At 60.3% G+C, this 26,898-nt stretch carries 26 protein-coding genes; 16 read left to right on the forward strand and 10 right to left on the reverse strand.

The window, feature by feature from the left end:
• Positions 1–39 precede the first annotated feature (39 nt).
• Positions 40–888, reverse strand: coding sequence for an NADPH-dependent 7-cyano-7-deazaguanine reductase QueF (gene queF / locus AB5Y98_RS01930; protein ID WP_368231216.1), 849 nt, complete (start codon positions 886–888; stop codon positions 40–42).
• A gap of 158 nt (positions 889–1,046) precedes the next feature.
• On the opposite strand from queF, the gene syd reads away from it, so the two are divergent.
• Positions 1,047–1,595 (forward strand): SecY-interacting protein, encoded by a 549-nt coding sequence (gene syd, locus AB5Y98_RS01935; RefSeq protein WP_368231217.1) that lies wholly within the window; start codon positions 1,047–1,049, stop codon positions 1,593–1,595.
• A 69-nt stretch (positions 1,596–1,664) separates the two neighbouring features.
• Here syd and AB5Y98_RS01940 read toward each other — a convergent pair whose 3' ends face one another.
• From AB5Y98_RS01940 to AB5Y98_RS01960, 5 genes are all read right to left on the reverse strand, one after another.
• Positions 1,665–2,450 (reverse strand): Zn-ribbon-containing protein, encoded by a 786-nt coding sequence (locus AB5Y98_RS01940; RefSeq protein WP_042009249.1) that lies wholly within the window; start codon positions 2,448–2,450, stop codon positions 1,665–1,667.
• 3 nt (positions 2,451–2,453) lie between these two features.
• Complete coding sequence (locus AB5Y98_RS01945) at positions 2,454–2,750, reverse strand: DNA-binding protein (RefSeq protein WP_219326308.1); 297 nt, start codon at positions 2,748–2,750, stop codon at positions 2,454–2,456.
• Between the two features lie 88 nt (positions 2,751–2,838).
• Positions 2,839–3,075, reverse strand: a complete 237-nt coding sequence (locus AB5Y98_RS01950; RefSeq protein WP_005303490.1) for a DUF2789 domain-containing protein — start codon at positions 3,073–3,075, stop codon at positions 2,839–2,841.
• Positions 3,076–3,132: 57 nt separating this feature from the next.
• Entirely contained in the window at positions 3,133–3,432 is a 300-nt protein-coding gene (locus tag AB5Y98_RS01955; RefSeq protein ID WP_368231218.1) for a DUF3301 domain-containing protein, read from the reverse strand.
• A 68-nt stretch (positions 3,433–3,500) separates the two neighbouring features.
• Entirely contained in the window at positions 3,501–4,529 is a 1,029-nt protein-coding gene (locus tag AB5Y98_RS01960) for a DUF3549 family protein (protein ID WP_017784025.1), read from the reverse strand.
• A gap of 221 nt (positions 4,530–4,750) precedes the next feature.
• Between AB5Y98_RS01960 and AB5Y98_RS01965 the strand changes: the two genes are divergently transcribed.
• From AB5Y98_RS01965 to ptsG, 6 genes are all read left to right on the forward strand, one after another.
• Positions 4,751–5,086 (forward strand): YqcC family protein, encoded by a 336-nt coding sequence (locus AB5Y98_RS01965; RefSeq protein WP_005303485.1) that lies wholly within the window; start codon positions 4,751–4,753, stop codon positions 5,084–5,086.
• Positions 5,083–5,910: a tRNA pseudouridine(65) synthase TruC gene (gene truC / locus AB5Y98_RS01970; RefSeq protein WP_244364866.1), complete on the forward strand. Its 828-nt coding sequence runs from the start codon at positions 5,083–5,085 to the stop codon at positions 5,908–5,910. The genes AB5Y98_RS01965 and truC overlap by 4 nt, the downstream gene beginning before the upstream one ends.
• 70 nt (positions 5,911–5,980) lie before the next feature.
• Positions 5,981–6,421, forward strand: a complete 441-nt coding sequence (locus tag AB5Y98_RS01975; protein WP_005303481.1) for a flavodoxin — start codon at positions 5,981–5,983, stop codon at positions 6,419–6,421.
• 528 nt (positions 6,422–6,949) lie between these two features.
• The gene (locus AB5Y98_RS01980; protein WP_010634786.1) at positions 6,950–8,224 is read left to right on the forward strand and encodes a maltoporin; all 1,275 of its coding nucleotides are present in this window, start codon (positions 6,950–6,952) and stop codon (positions 8,222–8,224) included.
• A 182-nt stretch (positions 8,225–8,406) separates the two neighbouring features.
• Positions 8,407–9,276, forward strand: a complete 870-nt coding sequence (locus tag AB5Y98_RS01985; RefSeq protein WP_368231219.1) for a MalM family protein — start codon at positions 8,407–8,409, stop codon at positions 9,274–9,276.
• A 432-nt stretch (positions 9,277–9,708) separates the two neighbouring features.
• The gene (gene ptsG, locus AB5Y98_RS01990; RefSeq protein WP_005303477.1) at positions 9,709–11,139 is read left to right on the forward strand and encodes a PTS glucose transporter subunit IIBC; all 1,431 of its coding nucleotides are present in this window, start codon (positions 9,709–9,711) and stop codon (positions 11,137–11,139) included.
• 162 nt (positions 11,140–11,301) lie between these two features.
• On the opposite strand, the gene AB5Y98_RS01995 is transcribed toward ptsG, so the two are convergent.
• From AB5Y98_RS01995 to map, 4 genes are all read right to left on the reverse strand, one after another.
• The gene (locus AB5Y98_RS01995; RefSeq protein WP_005303475.1) at positions 11,302–11,685 is read right to left on the reverse strand and encodes a DUF3461 family protein; all 384 of its coding nucleotides are present in this window, start codon (positions 11,683–11,685) and stop codon (positions 11,302–11,304) included.
• Positions 11,686–11,812: 127 nt separating this feature from the next.
• Complete coding sequence (dapD, locus tag AB5Y98_RS02000; protein WP_005303473.1) at positions 11,813–12,640, reverse strand: 2,3,4,5-tetrahydropyridine-2,6-dicarboxylate N-succinyltransferase; 828 nt, start codon at positions 12,638–12,640, stop codon at positions 11,813–11,815.
• 184 nt (positions 12,641–12,824) lie between these two features.
• Positions 12,825–15,461 carry a bifunctional uridylyltransferase/uridylyl-removing protein GlnD gene (glnD, locus tag AB5Y98_RS02005; RefSeq protein WP_005303472.1) on the reverse strand — a complete coding sequence of 879 codons (2,637 nt, stop codon included), beginning with the start codon at positions 15,459–15,461 and terminating at the stop codon, positions 12,825–12,827.
• A gap of 85 nt (positions 15,462–15,546) precedes the next feature.
• Positions 15,547–16,335 (reverse strand): type I methionyl aminopeptidase, encoded by a 789-nt coding sequence (map, locus tag AB5Y98_RS02010; RefSeq protein ID WP_017787795.1) that lies wholly within the window; start codon positions 16,333–16,335, stop codon positions 15,547–15,549.
• Between the two features lie 361 nt (positions 16,336–16,696).
• On the opposite strand from map, the gene rpsB reads away from it, so the two are divergent.
• From rpsB to bamA, 9 genes are all read left to right on the forward strand, one after another.
• Complete coding sequence (gene rpsB, locus AB5Y98_RS02015; protein ID WP_005303470.1) at positions 16,697–17,425, forward strand: 30S ribosomal protein S2; 729 nt, start codon at positions 16,697–16,699, stop codon at positions 17,423–17,425.
• Between the two features lie 104 nt (positions 17,426–17,529).
• Positions 17,530–18,411 (forward strand): translation elongation factor Ts, encoded by an 882-nt coding sequence (gene tsf, locus AB5Y98_RS02020; RefSeq protein WP_005303460.1) that lies wholly within the window; start codon positions 17,530–17,532, stop codon positions 18,409–18,411.
• Between the two features lie 71 nt (positions 18,412–18,482).
• Positions 18,483–19,217, forward strand: a complete 735-nt coding sequence (pyrH, locus tag AB5Y98_RS02025; RefSeq protein WP_005303458.1) for a UMP kinase — start codon at positions 18,483–18,485, stop codon at positions 19,215–19,217.
• Positions 19,218–19,311: 94 nt separating this feature from the next.
• Entirely contained in the window at positions 19,312–19,869 is a 558-nt protein-coding gene (gene frr, locus AB5Y98_RS02030; RefSeq protein WP_010634784.1) for a ribosome recycling factor, read from the forward strand.
• A 72-nt stretch (positions 19,870–19,941) separates the two neighbouring features.
• Positions 19,942–20,718, forward strand: coding sequence for a polyprenyl diphosphate synthase (uppS, locus tag AB5Y98_RS02035; RefSeq protein WP_017779849.1), 777 nt, complete (start codon positions 19,942–19,944; stop codon positions 20,716–20,718).
• Between the two features lie 26 nt (positions 20,719–20,744).
• Positions 20,745–21,602, forward strand: a complete 858-nt coding sequence (locus AB5Y98_RS02040) for a phosphatidate cytidylyltransferase (protein WP_005303453.1) — start codon at positions 20,745–20,747, stop codon at positions 21,600–21,602.
• A gap of 63 nt (positions 21,603–21,665) precedes the next feature.
• Complete coding sequence (gene ispC, locus AB5Y98_RS02045; protein WP_017779850.1) at positions 21,666–22,859, forward strand: 1-deoxy-D-xylulose-5-phosphate reductoisomerase; 1,194 nt, start codon at positions 21,666–21,668, stop codon at positions 22,857–22,859.
• 82 nt (positions 22,860–22,941) lie between these two features.
• Positions 22,942–24,294 (forward strand): sigma E protease regulator RseP, encoded by a 1,353-nt coding sequence (rseP, locus tag AB5Y98_RS02050; protein ID WP_017764119.1) that lies wholly within the window; start codon positions 22,942–22,944, stop codon positions 24,292–24,294.
• 34 nt (positions 24,295–24,328) lie between these two features.
• On the forward strand, positions 24,329–26,752 hold the full coding sequence (bamA, locus tag AB5Y98_RS02055) for an outer membrane protein assembly factor BamA (RefSeq protein ID WP_368231220.1): 2,424 nt from the start codon (positions 24,329–24,331) through the stop codon (positions 26,750–26,752).
• Positions 26,753–26,898: the final 146 nt, after the last annotated feature.

Below are 26,898 nucleotides of genomic sequence, written 5' to 3' on the forward strand. Positions count from 1 at the left end.
GCGCTGGCGGCGCAGAGCGACGGGGGCAGGGCCTGCGGATTATTGCCGGATCAGGCGCAGGTTGGCCGGCACCACTTCCCAGTCGCTGCGAAACGGGTTGATGTCCAGTCCGCCGCGGCGGGTGTAGCGGGCGTAGACGGTCAGCTGGCTCGGTGCGCAGAAGTGCTTGAGATCGGTGAAGATCCGCTCGATGCACTGCTCGTGGAACTCGTTGTGCTGGCGAAACGAGATGAGGTAGCGCAGCAGTTTTTCCCGGTCCAGCTGCGGGCCGCGATAGTGGATCACCACGGAGCCCCAGTCCGGCTGGCTGGTCACCAGGCAGTTGGACTTGAGCAGGTGGCTGTGCAGGGTCTCTTCCACCTCCAGGCTGCCGGCCGCACCTTGCAGCAGGTCGGCATCGAACTCGTAGCAGTCCACCTCGATATCCTGCTCGTCGATGCACTCGCCCGGCAGGGCGGCAATGTGGTGCGGAGCCTGGGCCAGCGGAAACAGGGTGACGCTCACATCGCTGCCGGCACAGGCGCTCAAATCCTTGACCAGCATGGCCTGCACCGCTTCCAGCGAGTCGCAGCGGGTCTGGTTGAAGGAGTTGAGATAGAGCTTGAACGACTTGGATTCGATGAGGTTCGCGCTGGTGGCAGGCACCGAGATCTCGCCGACGGCGACCATGGGTTTGCCTTTGGCATTGAGCCAGGAGAGTTCGTACAGGGTCCAGACGTCGCAGCCCTGGAACGGCAGCTCGCCGCCAAGACCGAGGTCGTCGCGGTTCATACTGCGGGGCACCGGCTGCAGCAGGGCCGGGGTGTACTGGCTGATGTAGGCCGATTGCTGGCCGAGGCTCAGCCCCTGCAGGGCGCTGGCGCCGGCGTATCTATCTTGTTTGCTCATCTGTGTGACTCGAACGTTGAATGGGCGATGGCAGAGGCATGGGCCCCGCTTGGGGTGGCAAGGCGGGGAGTGCCGGCTGGCGATCCGCGCTTCACCTTGTCTGCTCATGGCTTTGATGGTGCAATAGCGGACTTTGGCAGCAATTGTGGGGAATTTCGATGTCGGATCAAGTCTTGTCTGCCCTGGAACACTTTTTTTTGCGCTGGCAGCGCGACGGCGAGGCGAGGCGAGGGCTGCCCCTGTGCGAGTGGGAGGCGGACTGGCGCTCCCCCTGCGAGCTGGATGAACCCAAGGAAGGCCGGGTCGCCTGGCGCCCGCATCAGCGCGCCGAGCCCGCCGATTTCACGGCGATGAACGAGGCGCTCGAGCTGACCCTGCACCCGGCCGCGCAGGCCCTGTTTGGTGGCTGGTTCAGTCGCCCTGTGCCCTGCCTCTACAAGGGGTTGCGGCTCGAGTTTGTGCTGCCCTGGAACGAGGCGGATCTCGACCTGCTCAAGGAGAACCTCATCGGCCACCTGCTGATGCTGCGCAAGTTGAAGCGCAGCCCCTCCCTGTTCATCGCCACCACCCGCAACGAGATGACGCTGGTATCGCTCGACAACGAGAGTGGTCAGGTGTGGCTGGAGTGGCTCGACTCGGGCCGCCGGTTTGTGCTGGCGCCTTCTCTGCCCGCGTTCCTGGAGCGGCTGGAGACCCTGCCGCAATAAGTGGCGTCAGCCACAATGAAAAACGCCTTGCCGACCGGCAAGGCGTTTTTGTTTGGTTCACCGCCGGGCTCAGTCCTTGAAATCCCAGGAGAGGTTGGCGACCAGCCGGCAGGGATCGCACTTGAAGTCGAAGATCTCGTGCAAGGGCTCGGCCAGCGCCCACTCGCCACCGCAGCCCGGACAGGGGCGAGCCTTCTCCTCGGCCGCACTGCGGCCACCCACCCGGTAGAGGTAGTAGTAGGTGGGGATGCCGGTCAGGGCTTCCAGCCGCTTGCCGAGATCGCTGCCACGGCGCTGGAGGCGGCTGCCCACCTCACCGATTTCGTGCAGCGCCGCATGTTCGGCGATGGAGCCGTTCATCTGCAGCTGATCGCACGCCTCCCAATCCTCCTGCCACTTGATGATCTGCTTGTGGTCGCCGTTGGCGACGGCCGGCAGCCGATAGAGCGGGATGGGGGCGAAGTGATCGCCGCAGCGCAGCGGCGAGCAGGTGTGCAGGAAGCTGGTATAGAGCAGCATCCAGCTGGGGCGCTCGCCATCATGGCCGCAGGGGTCGGTGCTGTCAGAGAGCAGGTCCGCCCCCTGCAGGTGGAGTTTGGGGGCGAGCAGCCCGGCCTGGTGCAGGCCCTGCTCCGCCAGCTTGACCTGTTCGCTCTGGTTGTCGGGGTGCAGGCTGTCCTGCTCCGGGCAGACCACCCGGCTGACGAAGTAGCCCTCGTGCATGCTGGTGGGGAACTCCCGGCCGAGGATCTGGCCCTGATAGCGCAGCATGTCGAGGTAGTTGACGATGGCCCGCTCGGCCTCGCCCAGCGAGGTGTCACGGTAGCACTCAAAGCAGAGTTCGAGGATGTACATGGCTCACGGCTTCCCTTGCTGGAGCAGCAGCTCGGTCAGCCGATCCACTTTGCGTTCGAGACGTTCGAGCCGTTCGGCAAGCTGCAGCAGGGTAGGCTCGGCGGCGGGAGCGGGGGCTTCCTGCGCCGGGCTGGCGACTTCCGGGGCGGCTGCGGGTTGCTGCTTCCACTGGCTCAGTACTTTGAGCAACTCGGCCATGGGAACGGGCTGGCCGAGGCGGGCCTTGACCATGGCGGTGGTGGGGGCGATGCCCTTGGCCGCCAGTTCATTGGCGATGCGGATGATCTCTTGGGCTGACATGAGTGCTCCTGCACGGCATGGGAATATAGGGGCTGGACGGGGCACAGAGCTTAACCAAAGCGCGAGGGGCTGAAAAGCGGGAAGCGGGTCAATCGTGCCGGCGCAGCAGTACGTCCAGCTCGTCGATGGTTTCCGACCAGTCCGAATCGTTCCACAGGGCATCGCGCAGAAAATTGGCCTGGGCGCTGGTCCAGAAGGGGGCTTCCGGCAGCAGGGTCTGGTTGTCGAGGCGGTGCTCGTGAATGAAGCGGTGCAGGCTCAGCTCGTCGTTGGCCAGCCCCAGCTGGGCAAACAGGGCGGCCAGATCGTGGGTCAGGAACTCCATCTCATCTCTCCGAAAAGACATTCCAGAACAGTATAGGCTCGCCCCGAGGAGGGAGATTTACAGGCTGGGTACCCGATGTGGCGGGAGGTCAACGCCGACCACCAGCAGCCCCTGCATGCGCAGCTGTCCCAGGTAGTGGCTCTCGCCATCGCTGGAAAATTCGAACTCGTAATAGGTGAGCAGGCGCAGCGGTCGGTGGGCCAGCGCCCGGTGGCTGCGCGCCAGCGACAGCAGTTGCAGGTCGTGATGCTGGCAGTAGCGGCGCATGTATTGCCAGGCGAGTTCGGCCTGGCGACGCTGGTGCCAGAAGGCACCTGCAGCCAGGGTCAGCAGCAAGATGGCGAGCACTTCACCCATCGCGGGCTCCTTTTGCGGTGTGTCCGTGTCGGGCGGCGCCCCGCCAGGGTGGCGGGGCGCCGCTATCATCAGGCCGAGGCGAACAGGCGGCCGATGGCCTGGCCCAGGGCGTCGCTGCGCTCGGGGTCGCGCAGTCTGGCCAGCATATCATTGCGCAGGGCCGGCAGGGTCACCAGTTCGGCAAATACCTGATTGAAGAACTGGGTCGGCTGCAGGGCCAGCTGCTCCAGGAACAGGCTGAGCAGGGCGGCATCCTTCAGATCGGGCCAGAGCCGACCGGCGATGGCCAGCAGCAGGGCGGGGCTCGGCTGGGTTTGCAGCAGGGTCAGCAGCTTGTTGGTACGCATGCTGCTGCCGTTACAGGAGGCCAGCGCCCGACACAGGTAGGCCAGGGTCTCGGCGTTGGGCTCGGCGCACTCCTGTTCCTTGCCGATGCGCTCGAACAGGGCGCCCTGTACGGCCGGCGGCAGCGGTGCGTTCTCCAGGCTCTGGCAGAGGGCGTAGAGCGGCTCTTGCGGCAGCTTCGGCAGCGCCTTGCACACCAGCGCCAGGTTGCGCTCATCCTGCAGCCGCTCCGCCAGATCGGCAAAGCCCTGTACGCCGAGGGTCTGCCACCCCTCGGGAGAGGGAGCGGACAGGTAGTGGCAGAGCCCGTCGTAATAGGCGGACGGGGCCTGCTCCAGCTGGCGTGCCAGCTTGGCGTGCAGGCTGGCCATCTTGGCTTCGGCCGGGCGGAAGGTGTAGGGATTCTCGGCCAGCCGCTGGGCCTTCTCCTCATCGAGCTCGCCGGTCAGCTTGTAGCCCAGAGTCTCCACCACCTGATCCATGAAGTGCTTGGGGCCGCTCGAGATGAGCAGACCGCGCTCGTCGAGAGCAAACTTGAGGAACCAGAGGTAGTGGCGCGACTCGGCCGGCTGGAAGAAGTGGACGCCGAGCCAGGCGTGCTGCTGCAGGGGCCAGGGGTAGGGCTCCTGCTGCTGCTCGATGCGCACGAAGGTGTCGCTCGCCAGCGGCCGCACCTGGCGACCCATGTCGAACAGCTGAAACTGGGTATCGGCCTGGGTCAGAAAGTCAGTCAGAGTATTGATGGTGGACATGAGGTGATCCGGCTAAGGGTGATGCGGGCCGATTATAAGGCGCTGGCACAAGATAGCCAGCGGGGAGGCGTGTTGCGGCCGGCGGCGACCCGTACGGATGGCCGCCGGGGGCATGGCAGAGAGCGGGGGGGAGGGTGTATAGTAGCGCCCTTTTTTGCAAAGCCCGGTTTGCTGTTGACTGAACCGCGAACCGGGGACGTGGTGATGAGGAAGAGAGCGCAATGAATCAATATCTGCTGGTAGCCGGCCTGCTGGGCGAACTGACCGCCGAACTGCAACGTCTGGAACGTTGGCAAGCGACCCATCCGGGGGAAGAGGCCCTGGCCAGCGAGCTGCCGTTTTGCGTCGATACCCTGAGCTTCGATCAGTGGCTGCAGTTCGTGCTGATCCCGCGCATGGAGCAGTTGGTGCTGCTGCAGGCGCCGCTGCCCAGCAGCGTCTCTCTCTATCCCATGGCCAGCGAAGTCTACAAGGAAGAGCTGGCCGAGGTCGAAGCCCTGCTGCGCCTGATCGCCCGCTTCGATCTGCTGCTCTCCGGCAAAGTGGTCGAACAATGATGAGCGAGCAGACCCAGGGTCATCAGAAGAAAACGCAGACGGGCGGCAGTTCAGATGCTTGCACCACTCAAGACGACGGCGAGATGAAGCTGACCCTGCTCTACCAGGATGACTGGCTGGTGGCGGTCAACAAGCCCTCCGGTCTGCTGGTGCATCGCAGCTGGCTCGACAAGGCCGAAACCCGTTTTGCCATGCAGATGACCCGGGATCTCATCGGCGGTCGCCACGTCTACCCGGTACACCGGCTGGACAGACCCACCTCGGGGGTGCTGCTGTTTGCCCTCGATCCTGCCGTGGCCCGCACCCTGACCGAAGCCTTTGCCGCTCGTCAGGTCCACAAGGAGTATCTGGCTCTGGTGCGAGGCTGGGCTCCGGAGCAGGGGGTGATCGACTACCCCCTCAAGGAGCAGCTGGACAAGATCGCCGATGCCATGAGCGATCCGGATCGTCCGGCCCAGGAGGCGGTGACCGCGTTTCGTCGCCTGCATCAGGTCGAGCTGCCCCATGCGGTTTCCAAGAAACACCCTACCAGTCGCTACAGCCTGGTCCGCCTGTTTCCCAAGACGGGTCGCAAGCATCAGCTGCGCCGCCATCTCGATCATCTGTTCCACCCTATCGTCGGTGACACCACCCACGGCGATGGCCGCCACAACCGCTTCTTTCGCGAGCACTATGGCTGTGATCGCCTGCTGCTGGTGGCTCGCACCCTCAGCTTTCAGCACCCGGTGCTGAAGGTGCCGATGCGCATCCAGGCCCCGTTGGGGTCACACGTGCTGCAGCTTTTTGCCGCACTGGGCTGGCCTGCCAGCGAGAGCGACTACTGAGGCGTTCGGGGTGTTGCCTGACTCCGCGCTGTGGCATGCTGGGCATCCATGTTGGTCAAAGGGGGTCGTGATGGTGCAGATAGATATAGTGGTGGGAACCGTGTACGGGGCTGCCATGCTGGTGGCCGAGACGCTGGCTGCGCGGCTGGAACAGGCGGGACACGGCTGTCGGGTGTTCGAGGAGGCCGAGCTGGAAGATCTGGATGCGAGTCGATTCTTGCTGGTCATCACCGCCACCACCGGCCAGGGCGACATTCCGCCCAATCTGCAACCACTGGCTACTGCCCTGACTGATCGAGCGCCCTATATGAAAGGGTGGCGTTATGCCCTCATCGCCATGGGGGACAGCAGCTATGAGCACTTCTGCGGCGCCGGTCGCCACCTCGATGGACTGCTGCAGGAGCTTGGCGCCAGCCCTCTGCTGCCCCGCCTGGAAATAGATGCCACCGTCGACGATGAACCGGAAAAAGTGGCGCTGGCCTGGCTCAATGACTGGCTAAATAAACTCTAGCGACCACTCTTTTTCATCACTTATAGATCCCCGTTCAGTCCGTCTGGCGGGGATATTTATTTTGTGGGGCAGGCCAGCCTCAACTGGTCATATTTACCCGTTATTTCTCCGGTTATTTTTCAAACCGTTCCTTGTTTGCTCAGTGATTTATTTCGGCGCCAGCTGACATGTCTCAAATTTAAAAGTTCCCCATTGAAAGCGATTTCAGTCATGTTTTTGTCATCAATTTGAATATTTATCACTTAATCTTCGAAGCGAATTAATTGCTGGTAGCGGTTTCATGGTGGATCTTTTTGCATTTAAACCATGATATTTGGTGAGTTGTTGCATGAATTTACGTATATCCATCTCATAAAACCCTCTGCGGCCAATGCTGGGCGATTTGTCGCCATTTTGTGAATCAGCTCATGTTTGTCCCGAAATTGGCTACCTATAATCGGCCTCGGTTATCACCCAAACGTTTTTACGGTGATAAGAACTTGGATATTCAGGATCACACTCCTCACAGCGGGAATAAGGAAAATGAAAATGAAAGCAAAGTGGCTCCCGATCGCTGCAGCAGTAACCGCAGCCCTGGCTTCCCAAGCCGCCTTCGCCGTTGATTTCCACGGCTACATGCGTTCCGGTGTCGGTACTTCCGATAACGGCAGCCTGCAAACTTACAGCAAACAGAAAGTCGGTCGTCTGGGCAACGAAGCCGAGACCTACGGCGAAGTTCAGCTGGGTCAAGAGGCTTACAACAAGGACGGCAAGTCCTTCTACGTAGACTCCATGTTTGCAATGGTTTCCGGTCAGCAGGGTCGTGACTGGGAAAGCACCAGCGGCAGCGATGCCGACTTTGCTCTGCGTCAATTCAACGTCCAGGCCAAGGGCGTGCTGGGCTTCGCGCCGGAAGCTACCCTGTGGGCCGGTAAGCGTTACTATCAACGTCACGACATCCACATCTCCGACTTCTACTACTGGGATGTGTCTGGTGCCGGTGCTGGTGTAGAAAACATCCAGGCTGGTCCGGGCAAGCTCTCCTTTGCATGGCTGCGTAACGACCCGTGGGAAGATTACGATCAGTTTGTAGGTGGTGTTGGTGTCGACAAGCGTGTTGATACCGACGTACTGGACCTGCGTTATGCTGGTATCCCGCTGTGGAAAGACGGCTCCCTGGAGCTGGGCTATGACTACGCCCGCGGCAACCTGACCGATGAGCAGAAAGCGGCTCTGGGCAGCAAAGATTACGAGAAAAACGGCCACATGCTGACCGCCGAGCTGACCCAATCCATGCTGGGTGGCTTCAACAAGACCGTGGTTCAGTATTTCGCCGACGGTTATGCCTCTCAGGCTGTTGACTACGGTAGCGGTTCTGGCAGCGGCCTGAGCCAATCTGCCGCCAAGGGCGATGGCTGGCGCTTCATCAACTGGGGCGTGCTGCCGGTTGGCGACAAGGTCGAGTTTGGTCACCAGCTGGTTTACGGTACTGCCAGTGACATCGACAATGACAGCGCTGACAAGGATACCTTCTCCGTTGTCGTTCGCCCGATGTACAAGTGGAATGACACCATGAAGACCATCGCCGAGCTTGGCTATCACCATGACAGCTACAAGCCGAACAATGGCACCGAAACCAGCACCATCGGCAAGAAATACACCCTGGCTCAGGCCTGGTCCGCTGGCTCCAGCTTCTGGGCCCGTCCGGAAATCCGCGTCTACGCTTCCTACCTGGATTCTGACGGTCAGTTCCGCCCGGATGCCAATGGCGTGAAACAGGACGATTCCTGGAACTTCGGTGTTCAAGCTGAAGCTTGGTGGTAATCTGTTGACGTCATGACTGCAAGTGCCCCCGCATGACGGGGGCTCTTTTTTTACAACACGTTTCTTAGGGTCACGCGATGAGATATTCCAGATTAGCCTTGACTGTATTCTGTTCTGTTGTGCTGGGTGGGTGCGCCACGTTGGAAACGACGGTAGCGCCGACTCAGGAGTTCAAGTCCATCATGGGAAATCGCGACGTTGCGATGAGCCAATTGGCTACGGTTAGCAGCTGCTGTCGCGATGTCTCCAGTCTGCCGTTTCAGGACATACAACCGGGCGCAACCAAGCTTATCCCCATTGATGGCAGCTCTCCCGTTTACGCTTTCAGCGAAGGGAAAAGCCACTTCGCCGCCTTCCGGTTGCCGGTCAACTCCGGTGACCTGCGCATCACGGTTGATGGCTTGATCGACAAATCGCTGTTCAACCCAACCGTCTTGATGCTTGATTCCAAATTCAATGTGACCCGCAAGTTGGGCAGCGACGTGTTCAAGTACGAGCCTGCACGCATGCTGCAGGGGGATCGCATGGAAGCTGTGTTTACCGTGGATCGCTCCTATGTCGGTAACCCCAATAACGAAAGTTACATGGTGATCTACACAGACCAGAGTTGTCTGGACAAAACAACCACCATTCTGAGCCCTTCCAAGCTGATGACCAAGTCGCTGGGGGTGGTTGATTATGGTGAAAAAGACCCCGTCATTCCGCACTCCCCCTGGGGCGTGGTCAGCCTCTCTGTGGAGGACTTGAGTGGCGTCAAAACCGAGAGCAACTATTACAAGCCCGTCTATCAGGATGTGATTGATGCCAACACCCCGGTAGTCAACACGGCACCAAACAAGCTTGTCGTGCCCCTGGCGACCGCCGGCGCAGTCAAGAGCAGTGCCCCCATGCTGAGCGAAACCGAGGCCTTCTATCAATCCCAGATCGAGAAAGCGGTGAAAGCCGGTGACATCGACAAGGCGATGAGATTGGTCAGCGAAGCGGAACGGGCAGGTTCGACCAAGGCGAAATCGGTCTTTGTGGATGCGGTCAAGCGTTCCCAGAAAGGTTGAATATTGTCCGGTCTTTAAAAAATAATATTTATTTGAGGCCTCCCTTGTTGGAGGCCTTTTTAATCGGTAGACTAAAATAGAAAAAACAGCAAATAGTTACATTAAGTTACATTGTGTTTCGTGGTGTATTGTTTTGATTGGCTAAAATACAATGCGAAACAGCACTTTTCATATTTCTGGTTTAGCATGAATATGCCGAAATATAGCTGTAATTAGCCGAAGGTTCCTGCCTAAATTATCTTGTGATCTCCCCTCCAAATTTTTTATTCGCTTACCCCTGATGGAAGATATTTGCGATCTGCTGGGTTATATTCAGCTGGTCAAAATAAACAAACCCGCGTCGAATTCATGCCGATGAGAGATGATGTTCTTGGTCGTCTATAAATTGGACTGAAGCGTCTACGGTAAGACATTCCATTCAGGAGCGCACACATGTTAAAAAATGCTTTCTCTAATCTGCAAAAGGTCGGTAAGGCGCTGATGCTGCCAGTATCGGTCTTGCCCGTTGCAGGTATTCTGCTGGGGGTGGGTGCTGCCCACTTCAGCTGGTTGCCGGAAATTGTCTCCCAGCTGATGGAGCAGGCCGGTGGTTCCGTATTCGGTCAGATGGCCCTGCTGTTCGCCGTGGGCGTGGCACTCGGCTTTACCAATAACGACGGCGTATCCGGCCTGTCTGCCATCGTTGGCTACGGCATCATGAGCGCCACCCTGAAGGTGATGGCTCCCGTGATGGGCGTCGAGACCATCGAGACCGGCGTACTGGGTGGTATCCTCGCCGGTGGCGTGGCAGCCTGGGCGTTCAACCGCTTCTACAAGATTCAGTTGCCCGAGTACCTGGGCTTCTTCGCCGGCAAGCGCGCCGTGCCCATCATCACCGGTTTCGTCTCCATCGGTCTGGGCGTGATCCTGTCCGTGATTTGGCCGCCGGTAGGTGCCGCCATCGGTGCCTTCTCCGACTGGGCTGCCAACCAGAACCCGGTACTGGCCTTCGGTATCTACGGCGTGGTTGAACGTTCACTGATCCCGTTCGGTCTGCACCACATCTGGAACGTGCCGTTCTTCTATCAGGCTGGTACCTGTGTCAACGCCGCTGGCGAAACCGTACACGGCATCATGACCTGCTTCCTGACTGCTGACGACGCCTCCCGCGCTGCCGGCAACGGCTTCGGTCAGCTGGCCGGTGGCTACCTGTTCAAGATGTTCGGTCTGCCTGCCGCCGCGTTTGCCATCGCGCACTCCGCCAAGCCGGAAAACCGCGCCAAGATCGTAGGTATCATGGCCTCTGCCGCCCTGACCTCTTTCCTGACCGGTATCACTGAGCCTATCGAGTTCTCCTTCCTGTTCATCGCCCCGGTACTGTACGCCATCCACGCCGTGCTGGCCGGTCTGGCCTACGTGCTGACCAACTCCCTGGGCGTGGTACACGGCCACACCTTCTCCAACGGCTTCATCGACTTCGTGGTGCAATCCCCGCGTGCCGATCACATGCTGCTGCTGGTGGGTCTGGGTCTGGTTTATGCCGTCATCTACTACGTGGTCTTCACCGTGGTCATCCGTGCCATGAACCTGAAGACCCCGGGCCGTGAAGACGAAACTGCTGAAGAGAGCGTTGGTCAGAGCAAGGACGAGATGTCTGCCGCACTGGTCACTGCCTTCGGTGGCAAGGAGAACATTGCTTCTCTGGACGCTTGCATCACCCGTCTGCGTGTCGGCGTGAAGGATGTGGCCAAGGTTGACCAGGCCGGTCTGAAGAAACTGGGCGCCGCCGGTGTGGTGGTTGCAGGTTCTGGCGTACAAGCCATCTTCGGTACCAAGTCCGACAACCTGAAAACCGACATGGACATCTGGATGAAGAGCAACTAATCCCTGCTTTCATTCCGAGTTCCGAAAAGGGAGGCGCAAGCCTCCCTTTTTGCTGGGCCGCGTTTGGGCGGCGGGGCATGTGCGGGGCTGGCCTGATGGCGCCTGTCTGGTGTGACCCAATGAAAAAGGCGCCCGTGGGCGCCTTTGCTGCATCAGACCGGTTTAGAGCTTTTCCAGATCCCGCTCGATTTCGCTGATCTTGTTCTGCACCACTTTTTCCAGGTGGCGCAGGTCGCGCAAGATCTTCTGCTTGATGTCCGGGTCGGCCTGCACGTGCACGCCCTGGGTCAGGTTGTCGAGCTCGTCCACCACGTATTTCAGATTGGCGTTGATCTCGGTGACATCCTTGTACTCATGGGTGCCCGAATCGACCAGCATGGTCTTGCGCTGGCGCGGGTATTTGAACTTGACGCTCTTGGCGAAAAACTCGCCCTTCTGCTTCTTGAAGTAGATCTTGAGGATGTCGTGGTTGGCCTCCTGGCGCAGGGTATAGCTGTCGACGGAGGCGGGATCCTGGATACCCAGGCTCTTCAGATTCTCGTACATCAGGCTTCCTCGGTTTGAAACGATCCTGTCACGTCTATCTTAACCGAGCCGGTGTGGCTTGCCTGTGACAGGGGCGCCAAAATCAAAAGGGCGCCATCAGGCGCCCTTTGAATCACAGCAAAACCGCTTACTCGTCGATGGAACGCAGCAGGGCGTTGATGCCGACCTTGGCGCGGGTCTTGGCATCCACCTTCTTGACGATGACGGCGGCGTAGAGGCTGTACTTGCCGCACTTGGAGGGCAGGGAGCCGGAGACGACCACCGAGCCAGCCGGCACGCGGCCGTAGTGGATCTCGCCGGTTTCACGGTCATAGATGCGAGTGGACTGGCCGATGAAGACGCCCATGGAGATGACGGAGCCTTCCTCCACGATCACCCCTTCCACCACTTCGGAACGGGCACCGATGAAGCAGTTGTCCTCGATGATGGTCGGGTTGGCCTGCAGCGGCTCCAGCACGCCGCCGATGCCGACGCCGCCGGAGAGGTGAACGTTCTTGCCGATCTGGGCGCAGGAGCCCACGGTGGCCCAGGTGTCGACCATGGTGCCTTCATCGACGAAGGCGCCGATGTTGACGTAGGAGGGCATCAGCACGGTATTGGGCGCGATGAAGGAGCCTTTGCGGGCGGTAGCAGGGGGCACGACGCGCACACCGGCGGCCTTGAACTGCTCGGCGCTGTAGTCGGAGAACTTGAGGGGAACCTTGTCGTAGTACTGGGCATCGTCGCCCTTGATGATGCCGTTGTCATTGATGCGGAAGTAGAGCAGCACCGCCTTCTTCAACCACTGGTGCACCACCCACTCGCCGGCAATCTTCTCGGCGACGCGGGCCTTGCCGGAATCCAGCAGGTCGATGGCTTGCAGGATGGCGGCCTTGGTGGCGGCATCGACGGAGCCGGGAGTGATGGAATCACGGCGCTCGAAGGCCGCTTCGATGATCTGTTGCAACTCGGTCATGACAGGTTTCCTTTAAAAAATTCCGTTTGTTGTATCACACTTTTCCAACTGTTTTTAAGGGCCCGGGCCGATTTCTTCACAAGAACGGCGATTTATTGTACTCGAGTGGCCCAACCATTTGTTCTGACTGAAAAATCAGGCTGATAAACGGGGTCTTGTGAGGCCGGTCCGGGGTGCCATGGGCCTACCCTTCAGCACTCTCCACAGGGTTGAGCTGATTGACCAGCCGCTCCTCCAGCGCCTGCTGTTCGGTCTGGGTCAGGGGTTCGCCGGCCAGGGTGGTGAGGCTGAAGAAGTCCTCCACCCGCTCGCCGATGGTGGTGATCTTGGCGGCGTGCAGCGACAGGCCGCACTGCTGGAACACGGCACCGATGCGGGCCAGCAGGCCCGGGGTGTCGAGCGCGGTCAGCTCCAGCAGGGTGTGGCGGTTTTCCCCCTTGTGGGGCAGAAACACCACTCGGGTCGGTACGCTGAACTGGCGGTGGCGGCGCGACAGGGGCTTGCTGCGCAGCACCAGCTTGCCCGGCTCCTGCAACGCCTTCTCCAGCGCCTTCTTGATGGTGGCGGTGCGGTTGGGGCTGATGGGCTCGCCGTTGGGTTCGAGCACCACGAAGGTATCGAGCACGTAGTCGCTGCGCGAATTCATGATCTGGGCGTCGTGGATGTTGAGGTTCTTCTGATCCAGCGCCGAGGCCACGGTGGCGAACAGATTCGGGGTGTCGCGACAGTAGATGAACACCTCGCTGCCGCCGCGGGTCGGGTGCTTGCCGATGATCACCAGCGGCGCTGGGTTGTCGCCGTGCTCGATGATCTTGCGGCAGTGCCAGGCGATCTGCTCCGGGGTGTGGCGCAGGAAATAATCGGCCTTGAAATCGCTCCAGAGCTGGTTGATGGCCTCCTCCGGCACATCGCGCTGGGCCAGGAACTGCTTGGCCTGACGCTGGTTTTCACGGATCCGCAGCCGCATGTCAGGCGGGTTCTCCAGCCCCTGGCGCAGGGCTTTCTGGGTGGCGAAGTAGAGCTCGCGCAGCAGGGTGCCCTTCCAGTCGTTCCACAGGGTGTCGTTGGTGGCGCAGATATCGGCCACTGTCAGGCAGTAGAGCAGGTCGAGGTGCTGCTCGTCGCGCACCTTCTGGGCAAAGTCGGTGACCACGTCCGGGTCGTAGATGTCGCGGCGCTGGGCGGTGACCGACATCAGCAGGTGATGGCGCACCAGCCAGGCGACCAGCCGGCTCTCGTAGCGATCCAGACCGTGCAGCTGGCAGAACTCCAGCGCATCGACGGCGCCGAGCTCGGAGTGATCGCCGCGCCGCCCCTTGGCGATGTCGTGAAAGAGGGCGGCAATGCTGAGCAGCTCCGGCTTGCGCAGCCGGGTGAAGACCTCGTGGCAGAGCGGGTGGGTCTGGCGGCTGGCCGGGTTGGGAAACTGGTGGATGTTCTTGAGCAGCCGGTGGGTGTGTTCGTCCACCGTGTAGGCGTGGAACATGTCGAACTGCATCTGGCCGACGATAAGGTTCCACTGCGGCAGGTAGGCGGCCAGGATGCCGTATTTGTGCATCAGGCTGAGTGGTTGGCCGATGCCGTTGGGGTGGCGCAGCAGCGCCATGAACAGGCGGCGGCACTCGGGCAGGTCCTGCAGCCAGCAGTTGAGCTTGCGGCGCGCCTCGCGCAGCTGGCGCAGAGTGGCGGAGTGGATGCCGGCAATCTCCGGGTGCTGGGCAATCTGGTAGAAGAGGCGCAGGATGGCGGCGGGATCGCGGCCGAACAGCTCGCTATCCACCGCATCGATGAGGCGCCCGCGCAGCTGGAACTCGTCGGAGAGGCGGCGCACGTCCATGGCAGTGTTGCCGAGGATCGCCTCGTCAAACAGCTGCAGCAGCATCTCGTTGAGCTCGGAGACCCGTCGCACCGTCTGATAGAAACGCTTCATCATCTGCTCGACCGGGGCGTTGCCTTCCCCCTCGAAGCCCAGCATCTGGGCCACGGTGCGCTGGCGGTCAAACAGCAGCCTGTTGTCGCCCTTGTTGATGGCCATGTGCAGGGCGAAGCGCACCTTCCAGAGGAAATTCTGGCAGTCGAGCAGCTCGCGATACTCGGCCCGGTTGAGAAAACCGTGGCTGGTCATCTCGAACAGGGTGGTGGCGCCGAAGTGGCGGCGAGCCACCCAGGCCAGGGTCTGGATGTCGCGCAGCCCCCCCGGATTGCACTTGAGATCCGGTTCGAGCTTGTAAGCGGTGCCGAGAAACTGCTGATGGCGCTGGGCCTGCTCTTCGCGCTTGGCCTTGAAGAACTGCTCGCTTGGCCAGAAGTGCTGGGGGCCAGTGGCCTCCTTGAGCTGCTGGAAGCCCGCCTCGCGGCCGGTGATGTAGCGCGCCTCGATGAGGTTGGTGGCGACCGTGATGTCGCCGCGCCCCTGCTCGATACACTCGCGCACGTTGCGCACCGCCTGGCCCACCTCCAGCTTGAGATCCCACAACAGGGTGATGAACTCGCCGATGCGCAGCCCCAGCACCTCGTCCAGCTCGTCCCCTTCGTAGAGGATCAGCAGGTCTATGTCGGAGTGGGGGTGCAGCTCGCCGCGGCCATAGCCTCCCACCGCGATCAGGGTGAGCTCCGTCTTGTCGAAGCCGAATTTCTGCCACAGCCGGGTCAGCAGCTGGTCCATGTATTCGGAGCGGGTGGCCACCAGTTCGATGATGTTGTCACCGGCGTCGAAGCGGGCGTGCAGCCAGCCGAGAAAACGGCTCAGGTACTCCTTGCAGTTCTCGCGGGTGAGCTGATCGTCGGGCAGCAGATGGGGGGAAAGCAGGCTGGCGTCCATGGCGTCTCACACTCTTGTCGCAGGCCGCCGTGCGGGGCCTGCGGCTGATAAAAACAAAACCCCGGCGAGGGGCCGGGGTTTGATGTTAACCGTGTTTGATGAGACGGTCGATAGTGTCGTCCGGGCGCAGGGTCAGCACCTCGCAGCCATCCTCGGTCACCAGCAGGGTGTGCTCCCACTGGGCGGAGTCGCCGCCATCCTTGGTGGTCACAGTCCAGCCATCCTTCGGGTTGACCTTGCAGTGGTACTTCTTGCTGTTGACCATGGGCTCGATGGTGAAGCACATGCCCGGTTTGAGCTCCAGCTTGCCGCCGTTGCGGTAGTGCAGGATCTGCGGCTCTTCGTGGAACTCGGCCCCGATGCCGTGACCGCAGTAGTCACGTACCACGGAGAAACCGGCCTTCTCGACGATGGGCTGGATCACGGCGCCGATCTCGGTGATGCACATGCCGGGACGCACCTGCTTGATGGCGGCGTAGAGGCTCTCCTGAGCCACCTTGCAGAGCTGGCGGCGCAGCGGGGTGGTCTCGCCCACGATGAACATGGCGGAGGTATCACCGTGGTAGCCATCCTTGATGACGGTGATGTCGAGGTTGATGATGTCACCCTCGCGCAGCTTCTTGTGGTTCGGGATGCCGTGGCAGATCACATCGTTCACCGAGGTGCAGATGGACTTGGGGAAGCCATGGTAGTTGAGCGGGGCAGGGATGGCCTGCTGCACGTCGACCATGTAGTTGTGGCAGAGGGTGTTCAGTTCGTCGGTGGTGACGCCCGCCTTGACGTGGGGGGCGATCATGACCAGCACATCGGCGGCCAGTTGGCCGGCAACGCGCATCTTTTCAATCTCTTCCGGTGTCTTGATTTTAATGGACATGGGATCTCTCTTGGGACCTGACCGCGCATCCTGTGATGTCCGGCAATCAGGTAATGAAAAATAGATGCGTTTGCAATCAGGCCAAAATTTTATCCCCAACCCCCGTTTACTTCCAGTGTGATTGTCATCACAGCGTCAAATCGGTGCCGCAACCTGCTCGGCAGGGATCCATTTTTAGCGGTGCGGCTGGTGGTGTCCTGACCAAAGTTATGGTATAAAGCGCGCCGGAATGGGGAACTTGTCTCCCCGTACCATCACCCTTACTTAAACAACACACACACATCGACACATATGCCGGGGTGCCTTAACGGGTCGGTTATATGGGATGTGTGGAGGCCTAACCCCAATACAGAGGTATAAAATGGCTAAAGTTTCTATGCGCGACATGCTGCAAGCCGGCGTTCACTTCGGTCACCAGACTCGTTACTGGAACCCGAAAATGAAATCCTACATCTTCGGTGCCCGCAGCAAGGTTCACATCATCAACCTGGAAAAAACCGTTCCGATGTTTGACGATGCCATGAACTTCATCAGCTCCGTAGCTGCCAAGAAGGGCAAGGTACTGTTCGTAGGTACCAAGCGTGCCGCGTCTGAAGCCGTAAAAGAAGCCGCTGAGCGTTGCGACCAGTTCTATGTTAACCACCGCTGGCTGGGCGGCATGCTGACCAACTGGAAAACCGTTCGTCAGTCCATCAAGCGCCTGAAAGATCTGGAAACCCAGAGCCAAGACGGTACCTTCGACAAGCTGACCAAGAAAGAGGCGCTGATGCGTACTCGCGAAATGGAAAAGCTGGAGAAGAGCCTGGGTGGTATCAAGAACATGGGCGGCCTGCCTGACGTTCTGTTCGTTGTCGATGCCGACCACGAGCACATCGCTATCAAAGAAGCCAACAACCTGGGTATCCCGGTAGTTTCCATCGTTGATACCAACTCCAACCCGGACGGCGTTGACTATGTCATCCCGGGTAACGACGACGCTATCCGTGCCGTTCAGCTGTACCTGAATGCTGCTGCTGACACCGTACTGGAAGCTCGCGCTCAGGACATCGTTGTTCAAGCCGAACAAGATGGCTTCGTTGAAGCTGAGTAATTGATAAGGACTGCAAAGCCCTTATTAACCAAGCTGATGTAATTGGTTAGCAGGGGCCCTTGTGGCCCCTGTTTCTTGTCAATTCAAGACCGAGGATACTGGACATGGCAAACATTTCTGCCGCCCTGGTAAAAGAACTGCGCGAGCGCACCGCCGCTGGCATGATGGATTGCAAAAAAGCACTGGAAGAAGCCAACGGTGATATCGAACTGGCTATCGAAAACATGCGCAAATCCGGTCAGGCCAAAGCCGCCAAGAAAGCTGGCCGTATCGCCGCTGAAGGTGTGATCTTCGCCCGTACCGAAGGCAACGTTGCCGTCATGATCGAGCTGAACTGCGAGACTGACTTCGTTTCCAAGGATGCCGGCTTCCTGGCCATGGGTCAGAAAATCGTTGAGATCGCCGCTACCCAGAAGATTGCTGACGTTGACGCGCTGAAAGCCGCCGACTTCGGCAACGGCGAGTCCGTAGAGCTGACCATCACCAACCTGATCGCCAAGATCGGTGAGAACATGAACCTGCGTCGCGTGATGCTGGTTGAAGGTGACAACCTGGGCACCTACGTTCACGGTTCCCGTATCGGTGTTATCACCAAGCTGGTCGGCGGTACCGACGAGCTGGCCAAAGATCTGGCCATGCACGTTGCTGCCAACAGCCCGCAATTCGTCAAGCCGGAAGATGTGTCTGCCGACGTCGTTGCCAAAGAGCGCGAAATCCAGATCGACATCGCCATCAACTCCGGCAAGCCGAAAGAGATCGCCGAGAAGATGGTTGAAGGCCGCATGAAGAAGTTCACCGGTGAGGTTTCCCTGACTGGTCAGCCGTTCGTGAAGGATCCTTCCATGACCGTTGCCGAGCTGCTGAAGAAAGAAGGCGCTGACGTTGTTTCCTTCACCCGTTTCGAAGTGGGCGAAGGCATCGAGAAGCAAGAGACCGATTTCGCTGCAGAAGTAGCAGCTCAAATCGCGGCCGCTCAAAAGGCCTAATCGAACCGGTTTTTCCGTTTCCCCAGACCGCGACTTATGTCGCGGTCTTTATATGACCAGGAATCAGTGACATGAGTACCAATCCCAAGCCTGCATACAGACGTGTTCTTCTGAAGTTGAGTGGTGAAGCCCTGCAAGGATCCGAGGGTTTTGGCATTGATCCGGCGGTGCTGGATCGGATGGCCCAAGAGATCAAAGAACTGGTTGAGCTGGGTGTTCAGGTCGGTCTGGTCATCGGTGGCGGCAACCTGTTCCGTGGTGCCGGTCTTGCCAAGGCGGGCATGAACCGCGTGGTGGGCGACCACATGGGTATGCTGGCTACCGTGATGAACGGTCTGGCCATGCGTGATGCCCTGCATCGTGCTTATGTGAATGCCCGTCTGATGTCTGCCATCTCCCTGCAAGGCATCTGTGACTCCTATGTCTGGGCTGAAGCCATCAGCCAGCTGCGCGCCGGCAAGGTGGTGATCTTCTCCGCCGGTACCGGCAACCCCTTCTTTACTACCGATTCTGCGGCCTGTCTGCGCGGGATCGAGATCGAAGCTGACGTCGTGCTCAAGGCCACCAAGGTGGATGGCGTGTTCACGGATGATCCGGTCAAGAACCCGGATGCCGTGCTGTACCATGAACTGAGTTATGATGAAGTTCTTGAAAAAGAACTCAAAGTGATGGATCTTGCTGCTTTTACTCTGGCCCGCGACCACGATCTGCCGATCCGCGTGTTCAACATGAACAAGCCGGGTGCGCTGCGTCGGGTGATCATGGGTGAGCCGGAAGGTACCCTGATCCACCATGTCAGCAAGTGAGACAAGCGTGAGCTCCGGCTCGTTTGTCCATGACGCCAGCAAATAAGATAGATACGGGCCGGTAGACGGCTCGTTCGCCAAAAGGAAAACCACTGTGATCAACGAGATTAAAAACGACGCCAAGGACCGTATGGGCAAGAGTGTCGAGTCGCTCAAGACCCAGATGTCCAAGATCCGTACCGGCCGCGCTCACCCGAGCCTGCTCGACGGCATCCAGGTGGAGTATTACGGTGCCGCCACTCCTCTGAAACAGTTGGCCAACGTGGTGGCAGAAGATGCCCGCACCCTCTCCATCTCCATCTTCGATCGCTCCATGATCCAGGCGGTGGAAAAGGCCATCCTGACCTCCGATCTGGGCCTGAATCCGTCCAGCAACGGCCAGACCCTGCGCGTGCCGCTGCCGCCGCTGACCGAAGAGCGCCGTCGTGATCTGACCAAGATCGTGCGTGCCGAAGCGGAAGGTGCCCGGGTTGCCATTCGCAACATTCGTCGCGATGCCAACGCCGATCTGAAGGCCCTGCTCAAAGACAAGGAGATCTCCGAAGACGACGACCGTCGTGCCCAGGAAGAGATCCAGAAGTTGACCGATTCCTTCATCAAGCTGGTAGACGATGCGCTGGCCGTGAAGGAAAAGGAGCTAATGGAAATCTAAGCCTCTGACAGGTATATTACGAGCGCCGTGTAGTGCCCCTGCACGGCGCTTTTGTCTTTGTGGGAGAAATGAATGTCGCTTTTGGCAGCCGTAGGTGATTGTGCCAATTCGTCCTTGCCTCGTCATGTGGCCATCATCATGGATGGCAACGGACGCTGGGCCCAGAACCGTGGCAAGATGCGGGTCTATGGCCACAAGGCCGGCGTGAAGTCCGTTCGCGAGGCGGTAACCTTTGCTGCGCGTGCCAAGCTGGATGCGCTCACCCTGTTTGCGTTTTCCAGCGAGAACTGGCGCCGTCCGGAAGGGGAAGTCAGTGCCCTGATGGAGCTGTTCATGACGGTGCTGGGCCGCGAGGTGCAGAAGCTGCACAGCAACGGCATTCGGCTCAAGGTGATCGGTGATACCGCTCGCTTCAGCGAACGGCTGCAGGCCAAAATCGCCAAGGCGGAGGCGCTGACCGCCAACAACAGGGGGCTGACCCTCAACATCGCCGCCAATTACGGTGGCCAGTGGGACATCACCCAGGCGGCCCGCAAGCTGGCCACGGCTGTGGCGGCAGGTGAATTGTCGGCCGACCAGATTGATGAAACCCTGCTTGGTCGCGAGATGTGCATGGCCGACCTGCCGCCGGTGGATCTGCTGATCCGTACCGGTGGCGATCATCGTATCAGCAACTTCGTGCTGTGGCAGCTCGCCTATGCCGAGCTCTATTTTACCCCGGTGCTGTGGCCCGACTTCGGCGAAGCCGAGTTCAGCGAGGCCGTGGCCTCCTTCGTCTCCCGTGAGCGCCGTTTTGGCTGCACCGGTGAACAGATCCGGGAATTGATCGCCGAGCAACAGACCGGCTAACCCCCCTCCCAAGAGAGAGGCTTCTTTTGCTAAAACAACGAATTATTACCGCATTGCTACTGGTTCCCCTGGTGTTGGGAGCCCTCTTTTTTCTGCCGTTGAAATTCTTTGCCCTGTTGGCATCCCTGGTATTTCTGTTGGCCAGCCGCGAGTGGAGCGGCTTTGTCTCCGCCAAACCGCAACAGTGGCTGCCGCTGGTCTATTGCCTGCTGCTCGGTGCCAGCCTGTTTTGGCTGCCGGTGGAGCAGTTGTGGACTCCCCACCTGCATCCGCTGGTGATGGGCGTGCTCTGGACCGCCGTCAGCTGGTGGCTGCTGGGGCTGCTGCTGGTGCTGCGCTACCCCCAGAGCGCCAAGCTGTGGAAGGAGTCCATCTGGCTCAAATCCCTGTTTGGTCTGGTGACCCTGGTGCCCTTCTTCTGGTCCCTGGTGGCCATCCGTGGTTACAACTTCTATCACGACCCCATGATGGGAGCCTGGATCCTGCTGTTTGTGATGGGACTGGTCTGGGCGGCAGATTCTGGCGCGTATTTTTTCGGCAAGGCGTTCGGCAAACACAAGCTGGCGCCGGCCGTGAGCCCCGGTAAAACCATCGAAGGCATGTGTGGCGGCCTGTTTACCGCCAGCCTGCTGGCGGTGGGGGTGACCTGGTTCATGGGCTTCGTGCCCGCCAAGATGGCCATAGTGCTGTTCTGCTCCCTGCTGGCGGTGCTCGCCTCTGTGCTCGGTGACCTGACCGAGAGCATGTTCAAGCGCGAGGCCGGCATCAAGGATTCAGGGACCCTGCTGCCCGGTCACGGCGGCATTCTCGACCGTATCGACAGCCTGACCGCCGCCCTGCCGGTGTTCCTGCTCAGCTACCTGCTGCTCAGCCAGGAGTTCTGATGGACTGCCCGATGATCCGGCAGGCCGCAGGTGCCATCCATTCGTCATACAGCGGGAGTTTTGATGCATAACCTGGTGATTCTGGGAGCCTCCGGCTCCATTGGTCAGAGTACGCTCAAGGTACTGCGGCACAATCCTGGGCGCTGGCAGGTGCTGGCGCTGACGGCGGCCCGCAGCGTGGATGCCATGCTGCGCGACTGCCTCGAGTTTTCCCCCCGTTTCGCCGTCATGGTGGATGAGGCGGCTGCCGCCGAGCTGGCCGGTCAACTCAAGACCCACGGCAGCGCCACCCGGGTGCTGTCCGGTCCGGCCGCCCTGTGTGACGTGGCCGCTCACCCCGATGCCCACAGCGTGATGGCGGCCATCGTCGGTGCCGCCGGCCTCGCGCCCACCATGGCCGCCGTGCGGGCCGGCAAGCGCATCCTGCTGGCCAACAAGGAGGCGCTGGTGATGTCCGGTGCCTTCTTCATGGAGGCGGTACGCGAGCACGGCGCCGAGCTGCTGCCCATCGACAGCGAACACAACGCCATTTTCCAGTGCCTGCCCGAGGCCATTCAGCGCCAGCCGGGCTTTTGCGACCTGGCGGGGGCGGGGATCAGCAAGATCCTGCTGACCGGCTCCGGCGGCCCGTTCCGCTACACCGACATCGGCGAGCTGGCCCATGTCACCCCGGCCCAGGCCATCGCCCATCCCAACTGGTCCATGGGGGCCAAGATCTCGGTCGACTCCGCCACCATGATCAACAAGGGGCTGGAGTATATCGAGGCGCGCTGGCTGTTCAACGCGGCGCCCGAGCAGATCCAGGTGGTGATCCATCCCCAGTCGGTCATCCACTCCATGGTGCAGTACAAGGACGGCTCCGTGCTGGCTCAGCTCGGCAACCCGGACATGTGCACCCCCATCGCCCACGCCCTGGCCTATCCGGCTCGGGTCGAGTCCGGTGTGGAACCTTTGGACTTCTTCAGTGTCGGAGAGTTCAGCTTTATCCGTCCCGACTATGAGCGCTATCCCTGTCTGCAGCTTGCCATGCATGCCTGTCAGCAGGGTCAGGCCGCGACCACGGCCCTCAATGCCGCCAACGAGGAGGCCGTAGCGGCTTTCCTTGCAGAGCGGATCGGTTTTATGGATATTGCCAGAGTCAATGAGGCCACCATGCTCGCCCTGGGCGGCACGGATGTCGGCTCGCTGGACGATTTGATTGCGCTGGATGGGGCGGCCCGTGCCCGTGCTCACAATTTGATTGAGGAGCTTAGCTGATGAGAAGTATTTCGTGGCATTGTGCTGCCTTCACCCTGATTGTCGGAGACAGGACCATGCATGAATGCGAGGTGATGGGCTGATGGGCGGTGTGTTGTGGAACATTGGTGCCTTTATCGTTGCCCTCGGGCTGCTGGTTGCGGTACATGAATTCGGCCACTTCTGGGTGGCCCGCCGCTGCGGCGTCAAGGTCGAGCGCTTCTCCATCGGTTTTGGCAAGGCCATCTGGCGCCGGCTTGGCAAGGATGGCACCGAGTACGTGCTGGCCCTGATCCCCCTTGGCGGTTACGTCAAGATGCTGGACGGCCGGGTCGACGAGCTCAAGCCCGGTGACGAGCAATACGCCTTCAACCACAAGAGCGTCTGGGCGCGGATGGCCATCGTCGCAGCCGGCCCCATGGCCAACTTCGTGTTTGCCCTGTTCGCGCTCTGGCTGATGTTCATGATCGGTGTGCCCGCCGTCAAACCCGTGGTGGGCGAGGTGCGTCCCGCCTCCATCGTGGCGGCGGCCGGGGTGGAGCCCGGCATGGAGATCGTCGGCGTCGGCGGCGAGGAGACCGGTGACTGGGAGAGTGTCACCTATGCCCTCATCAGCCACCTTGGCGATGACTCGGTCCAGCTCAAGCTCAAGGCGGCCAACACCAGTTATGCGGTGGACAAAACCCTGCAGCTGGCCGGCTGGAAGTTTGATCCCGACAAGGAGTCTCCCATCGGGAGCCTCGGGATAGTGCCGCTGGGCGGCAAGGTGCTGCCGGTGGTCGATGCGGTGGTGGCCGCGAGCGCCAGCGAGAAGGCCGGCCTCCAGGCTGGTGACCGCATCAAGCGGGTAGGGGATGAGGCGATCACCGAGTGGGCCCAGTTTGTCCACCAGGTGCAGCAGTCGCCCAGGCAGCCGCTTGAGGTGACCGTCGAGCGGGCGGGCAGCGAGCTGACCCTGACCCTTACTCCGGATGCCAAGAAGGTGCGGGGCCAGCTGGTCGGTTTCGTCGGCCTGTCGCCGCAACTGGTTCCATTACCGGATGAGTATCGGATTCTGTTACAGTATGGGCCTTTGCAAGCCCTGTGGCAGGGCGCCCAGAAGACCTGGAGCCTGACCACCCTGACCTTCGACATGATCGGCAAGCTGATCGGTGGCATCGTTTCGCTGGACAACCTGAGCGGCCCCATCTCCATTGCCAAGGGGGCGGGCAGCAGTGCCGACTATGGACTGGTCTATTTCCTCGGCTTCCTGGCGCTGATCAGCGTCAACCTGGGGATCATCAACCTGTTCCCCCTGCCGGTGCTGGATGGTGGCCATCTGGTCTACTTCCTCATCGAGGCGGTTACCGGCAAGCCGGTATCGGAAAAAATTCAGGAAGTGGGTTTCCGGATTGGCGCCGCCATTCTGATGTTACTGATGGGTATTGCGCTGTTTAATGATTTCGCTCGCCTCTGAGGCCAGAGCATCAACAAGGACACATAAGAACAAAATGGCTGTTAAAAAAGCATTGGTGTTGAGTTGCCTGCTGGGTGCCAGTTTCCTGGCCCAGGCGGCCCCTGCCTCTTTTGTGGTGCAAGATATTCAGGTTGAAGGTCTGCAGCGGGTGACCCTGGGTGCCGCCCTGTTGAACCTGCCGATCCGGGTTGGCGATTCCGTCGACTCAGTCGCGCTGGCCAACGCCATCAAGAAGCTCTATGCCTCCGGCAACTTCGAGGACGTCAAGGTCTACCGCGACGGCCAGGTACTGCAGGTGATGGTCAAGGAGCGGCCGACCATCTCCAGCATCGAATTCTCCGGCAACAAGGACATCAAGGAGGAGCAACTGACCCAGAGCCTGGAGTCCTCCGGCATCCGGGTGGGTGATCCCCTCGATCGCACCGTGCTGAGCTCCCTCGAGAAGGGGCTGGAAGATTTCTACTACGGCGTGGGCAAGTACTCCGCCAAGGTCAAGGCCATCGTCACCCCGCTGCCGCGCAACCGGGTCGACCTCAAGTTCACCTTCGTGGAAGGGGAAGCGGCCAAGATCCAGCAGGTCAACATCGTCGGCAACAACGTCTTCCCGGAAGAGAAGTTGCTGGCCCAGCTCTCCCTCAAGGATGACGTGCCCTGGTGGAACTTCACCGGCGACCAGCGCTACCAGAAACAGAAGCTGGCCGGCGACATCGAAACCCTGCGCTCCTACTACATGGACCGCGGCTACATCCGCTTCCAGCAGGAGTCCACCCAGGTCTCCATGACCCCGGACAAGAAGGGGGTCTACGTCACCCTCAACGTCAAGGAAGGGGATCAATACAAGGTCTCCGGCATCCAGCTCAAGGGTGATCTGATCGATCGCGGCGGCGAGATGAAGGGGCTCATCCCCATCGAGACCGGCAGCATCTACTCCGCCAGCCAGGTGACCCATACCGAAGAGGTGCTCTCCAAGTTCCTCGGTCGTTACGGCTACGCCTACCCGAAAGTGGTCACCTTCCCGCAGGTCAACGACCAGACCAAGGAAGTGGAGCTCATCGTCAACATCGAGCCGGGCCCGCGCGTCTACGTGCGCAACATCAACTTCAGTGGCAACGTCACCACCAAGGACGAAGTGCTGCGCCGCGAGATGCGTCAGATGGAGGGCACCTGGCTCTCCTCCGACAGCGTCGAGCAGTCCAAGACCCGTCTCAACCGCCTCGGCTTCTTCGAGAGCGCCGAAGTGGACACCAAGCGGGTGCCGGGCAGCGATGACCAGGTCGATCTGGACTTCAAGGTCAAGGAGCAGCCGGCCGGTTCCATCAACGCCGGTGTCGGCTACGGTACCGAGTCGGGCCTGAGCCTGCAGGCGGGCCTGCAGCAGGACAACTTCATGGGGACCGGCAAGAAGATCGGCATCTCCGCCAGTACCAACAAGTACTCCAAGAGCGTCGACCTCAGCTACAACGATCCCTACTTCACCGTGGACGGGGTCAGCCTGGGCGGTCGTCTCTACTACAACCAGTTCAGTGCGGCCGACGCCAACATCGTGGACTACGAGAACACCACCATCGGCTTCCGCCTCTCCAGTGGTTTCCCGGTCAACGAGAACAACCGTCTCGACTTCAGCCTCGGGGTCGAAAACAACAAACTGTCCCAGCCCAACCCCTATCTGCAGGTGGATGAGTTCTGGAAGGTGTACAGCAAGAACAAGGATGGCGACAACCGCATGGTGTTCAACACCGTCGACGTCACCGCCGGCTGGACCCGTTCCACCCTCAACAAGGGCCAGTTCCCGACCGCCGGTGATCGTCAGCGGGTCAACGCCAAGGTCACAGTGCCGGGTATGGATCTGCAGTACTTCAAGCTCAACGCGGAAGACGCGCACTACTTCCCGTTCGATGCGGATCACAAGTGGGTGCTGATGGCCAAGGCGCGTGCCTCCTACGGCAACGGCTACGGCAGCAACGGCAACTATGACCACGTACTGCCGTTCTTCGAGAACTACTTCGCCGGTGGTTTCGACACCCTGCGCGGCTTCAAGAGCAACACAGTCGGTCCGAAGGCGCTCTACTACTACAACCTGAGCGGCAACGACGTCATCCAGGGCACCGACAGCTCGGTGGGCGGCAACGCCCTGGCGGTCGCCTCCCTCGAGATGATAGTGCCGACGCCGTTTGCGTCCGAGACCTATCAGCCGCAACTGCGGACCAGCTTCTTCATCGATGCCGGCTCGGTGTGGGATACCACCTTCGACTATGACCAGTATCGCAACCGTTGCTTCAGCGGCTGCAACTATCTGGCCGACTATTCGGATCCGACCAACTACCGCGCCTCGGCCGGTCTGTCGCTGCAGTGGCTCTCTCCCATGGGCCCGCTGGTGTTCGCGATTGCCCGTCCGCTCAAGCAGTACGAGGGCGACCGGACCGAGTTCTTCTCATTCAACATCGGCCGTACCTTCTAAGGACGGACCTTGCCCCCACCCAATGGTGGGGGTATTCAATGATGGGACGCGCAGCCTGCGTGCCTCACCAGGTAACAAGTCGGTCCGGGTACCACTTGCATAATCAGGTAAATCAGGTAGCCCTCACATGAGGGAACAAGGAGTAA

This window comes from Aeromonas sp. s3 (assembly GCF_040907805.1).
Lineage (GTDB): Bacteria > Pseudomonadota > Gammaproteobacteria > Enterobacterales > Aeromonadaceae > Aeromonas > Aeromonas dhakensis.

Bases quoted from the DNA above. Each gene is read 5' to 3' on its own strand.
- AB5Y98_RS01945 (WP_219326308.1), bottom strand. From the start codon at position 2,750: ATGTCAGCCCAAGAGATCATCCGCATCGCCAATGAACTGGCGGCCAAG.
- bamA (WP_368231220.1), top strand. From the start codon at position 24,329: ATGGCTGTTAAAAAAGCATTGGTGTTGAGTTGCCTGCTGGGTGCCAGT.
- rseP (WP_017764119.1), top strand. From the start codon at position 22,942: ATGGGCGGTGTGTTGTGGAACATTGGTGCCTTTATCGTTGCCCTCGGG.
- AB5Y98_RS01995 (WP_005303475.1), bottom strand. From the start codon at position 11,685: ATGTACGAGAATCTGAAGAGCCTGGGTATCCAGGATCCCGCCTCCGTC.
- AB5Y98_RS01980 (WP_010634786.1), top strand. From the start codon at position 6,950: ATGAAAGCAAAGTGGCTCCCGATCGCTGCAGCAGTAACCGCAGCCCTG.
- AB5Y98_RS01940 (WP_042009249.1), bottom strand. From the start codon at position 2,450: ATGTACATCCTCGAACTCTGCTTTGAGTGCTACCGTGACACCTCGCTG.
- pyrH (WP_005303458.1), top strand. From the start codon at position 18,483: ATGAGTACCAATCCCAAGCCTGCATACAGACGTGTTCTTCTGAAGTTG.
- AB5Y98_RS01965 (WP_005303485.1), top strand. From the start codon at position 4,751: ATGAATCAATATCTGCTGGTAGCCGGCCTGCTGGGCGAACTGACCGCC.
- queF (WP_368231216.1), bottom strand. From the start codon at position 888: ATGAGCAAACAAGATAGATACGCCGGCGCCAGCGCCCTGCAGGGGCTG.
- AB5Y98_RS01960 (WP_017784025.1), bottom strand. From the start codon at position 4,529: ATGTCCACCATCAATACTCTGACTGACTTTCTGACCCAGGCCGATACC.
- ispC (WP_017779850.1), top strand. From the start codon at position 21,666: ATGCATAACCTGGTGATTCTGGGAGCCTCCGGCTCCATTGGTCAGAGT.
- syd (WP_368231217.1), top strand. From the start codon at position 1,047: ATGTCGGATCAAGTCTTGTCTGCCCTGGAACACTTTTTTTTGCGCTGG.
- AB5Y98_RS01975 (WP_005303481.1), top strand. From the start codon at position 5,981: ATGGTGCAGATAGATATAGTGGTGGGAACCGTGTACGGGGCTGCCATG.
- AB5Y98_RS01985 (WP_368231219.1), top strand. From the start codon at position 8,407: ATGGGAAATCGCGACGTTGCGATGAGCCAATTGGCTACGGTTAGCAGC.
- uppS (WP_017779849.1), top strand. From the start codon at position 19,942: ATGTCGCTTTTGGCAGCCGTAGGTGATTGTGCCAATTCGTCCTTGCCT.
- tsf (WP_005303460.1), top strand. From the start codon at position 17,530: ATGGCAAACATTTCTGCCGCCCTGGTAAAAGAACTGCGCGAGCGCACC.
- AB5Y98_RS01955 (WP_368231218.1), bottom strand. From the start codon at position 3,432: ATGGGTGAAGTGCTCGCCATCTTGCTGCTGACCCTGGCTGCAGGTGCC.
- truC (WP_244364866.1), top strand. From the start codon at position 5,083: ATGATGAGCGAGCAGACCCAGGGTCATCAGAAGAAAACGCAGACGGGC.
- glnD (WP_005303472.1), bottom strand. From the start codon at position 15,461: ATGGACGCCAGCCTGCTTTCCCCCCATCTGCTGCCCGACGATCAGCTC.
- ptsG (WP_005303477.1), top strand. From the start codon at position 9,709: ATGTTAAAAAATGCTTTCTCTAATCTGCAAAAGGTCGGTAAGGCGCTG.
- map (WP_017787795.1), bottom strand. From the start codon at position 16,335: ATGTCCATTAAAATCAAGACACCGGAAGAGATTGAAAAGATGCGCGTT.
- rpsB (WP_005303470.1), top strand. From the start codon at position 16,697: ATGGCTAAAGTTTCTATGCGCGACATGCTGCAAGCCGGCGTTCACTTC.
- dapD (WP_005303473.1), bottom strand. From the start codon at position 12,640: ATGACCGAGTTGCAACAGATCATCGAAGCGGCCTTCGAGCGCCGTGAT.
- AB5Y98_RS01950 (WP_005303490.1), bottom strand. From the start codon at position 3,075: ATGGAGTTCCTGACCCACGATCTGGCCGCCCTGTTTGCCCAGCTGGGG.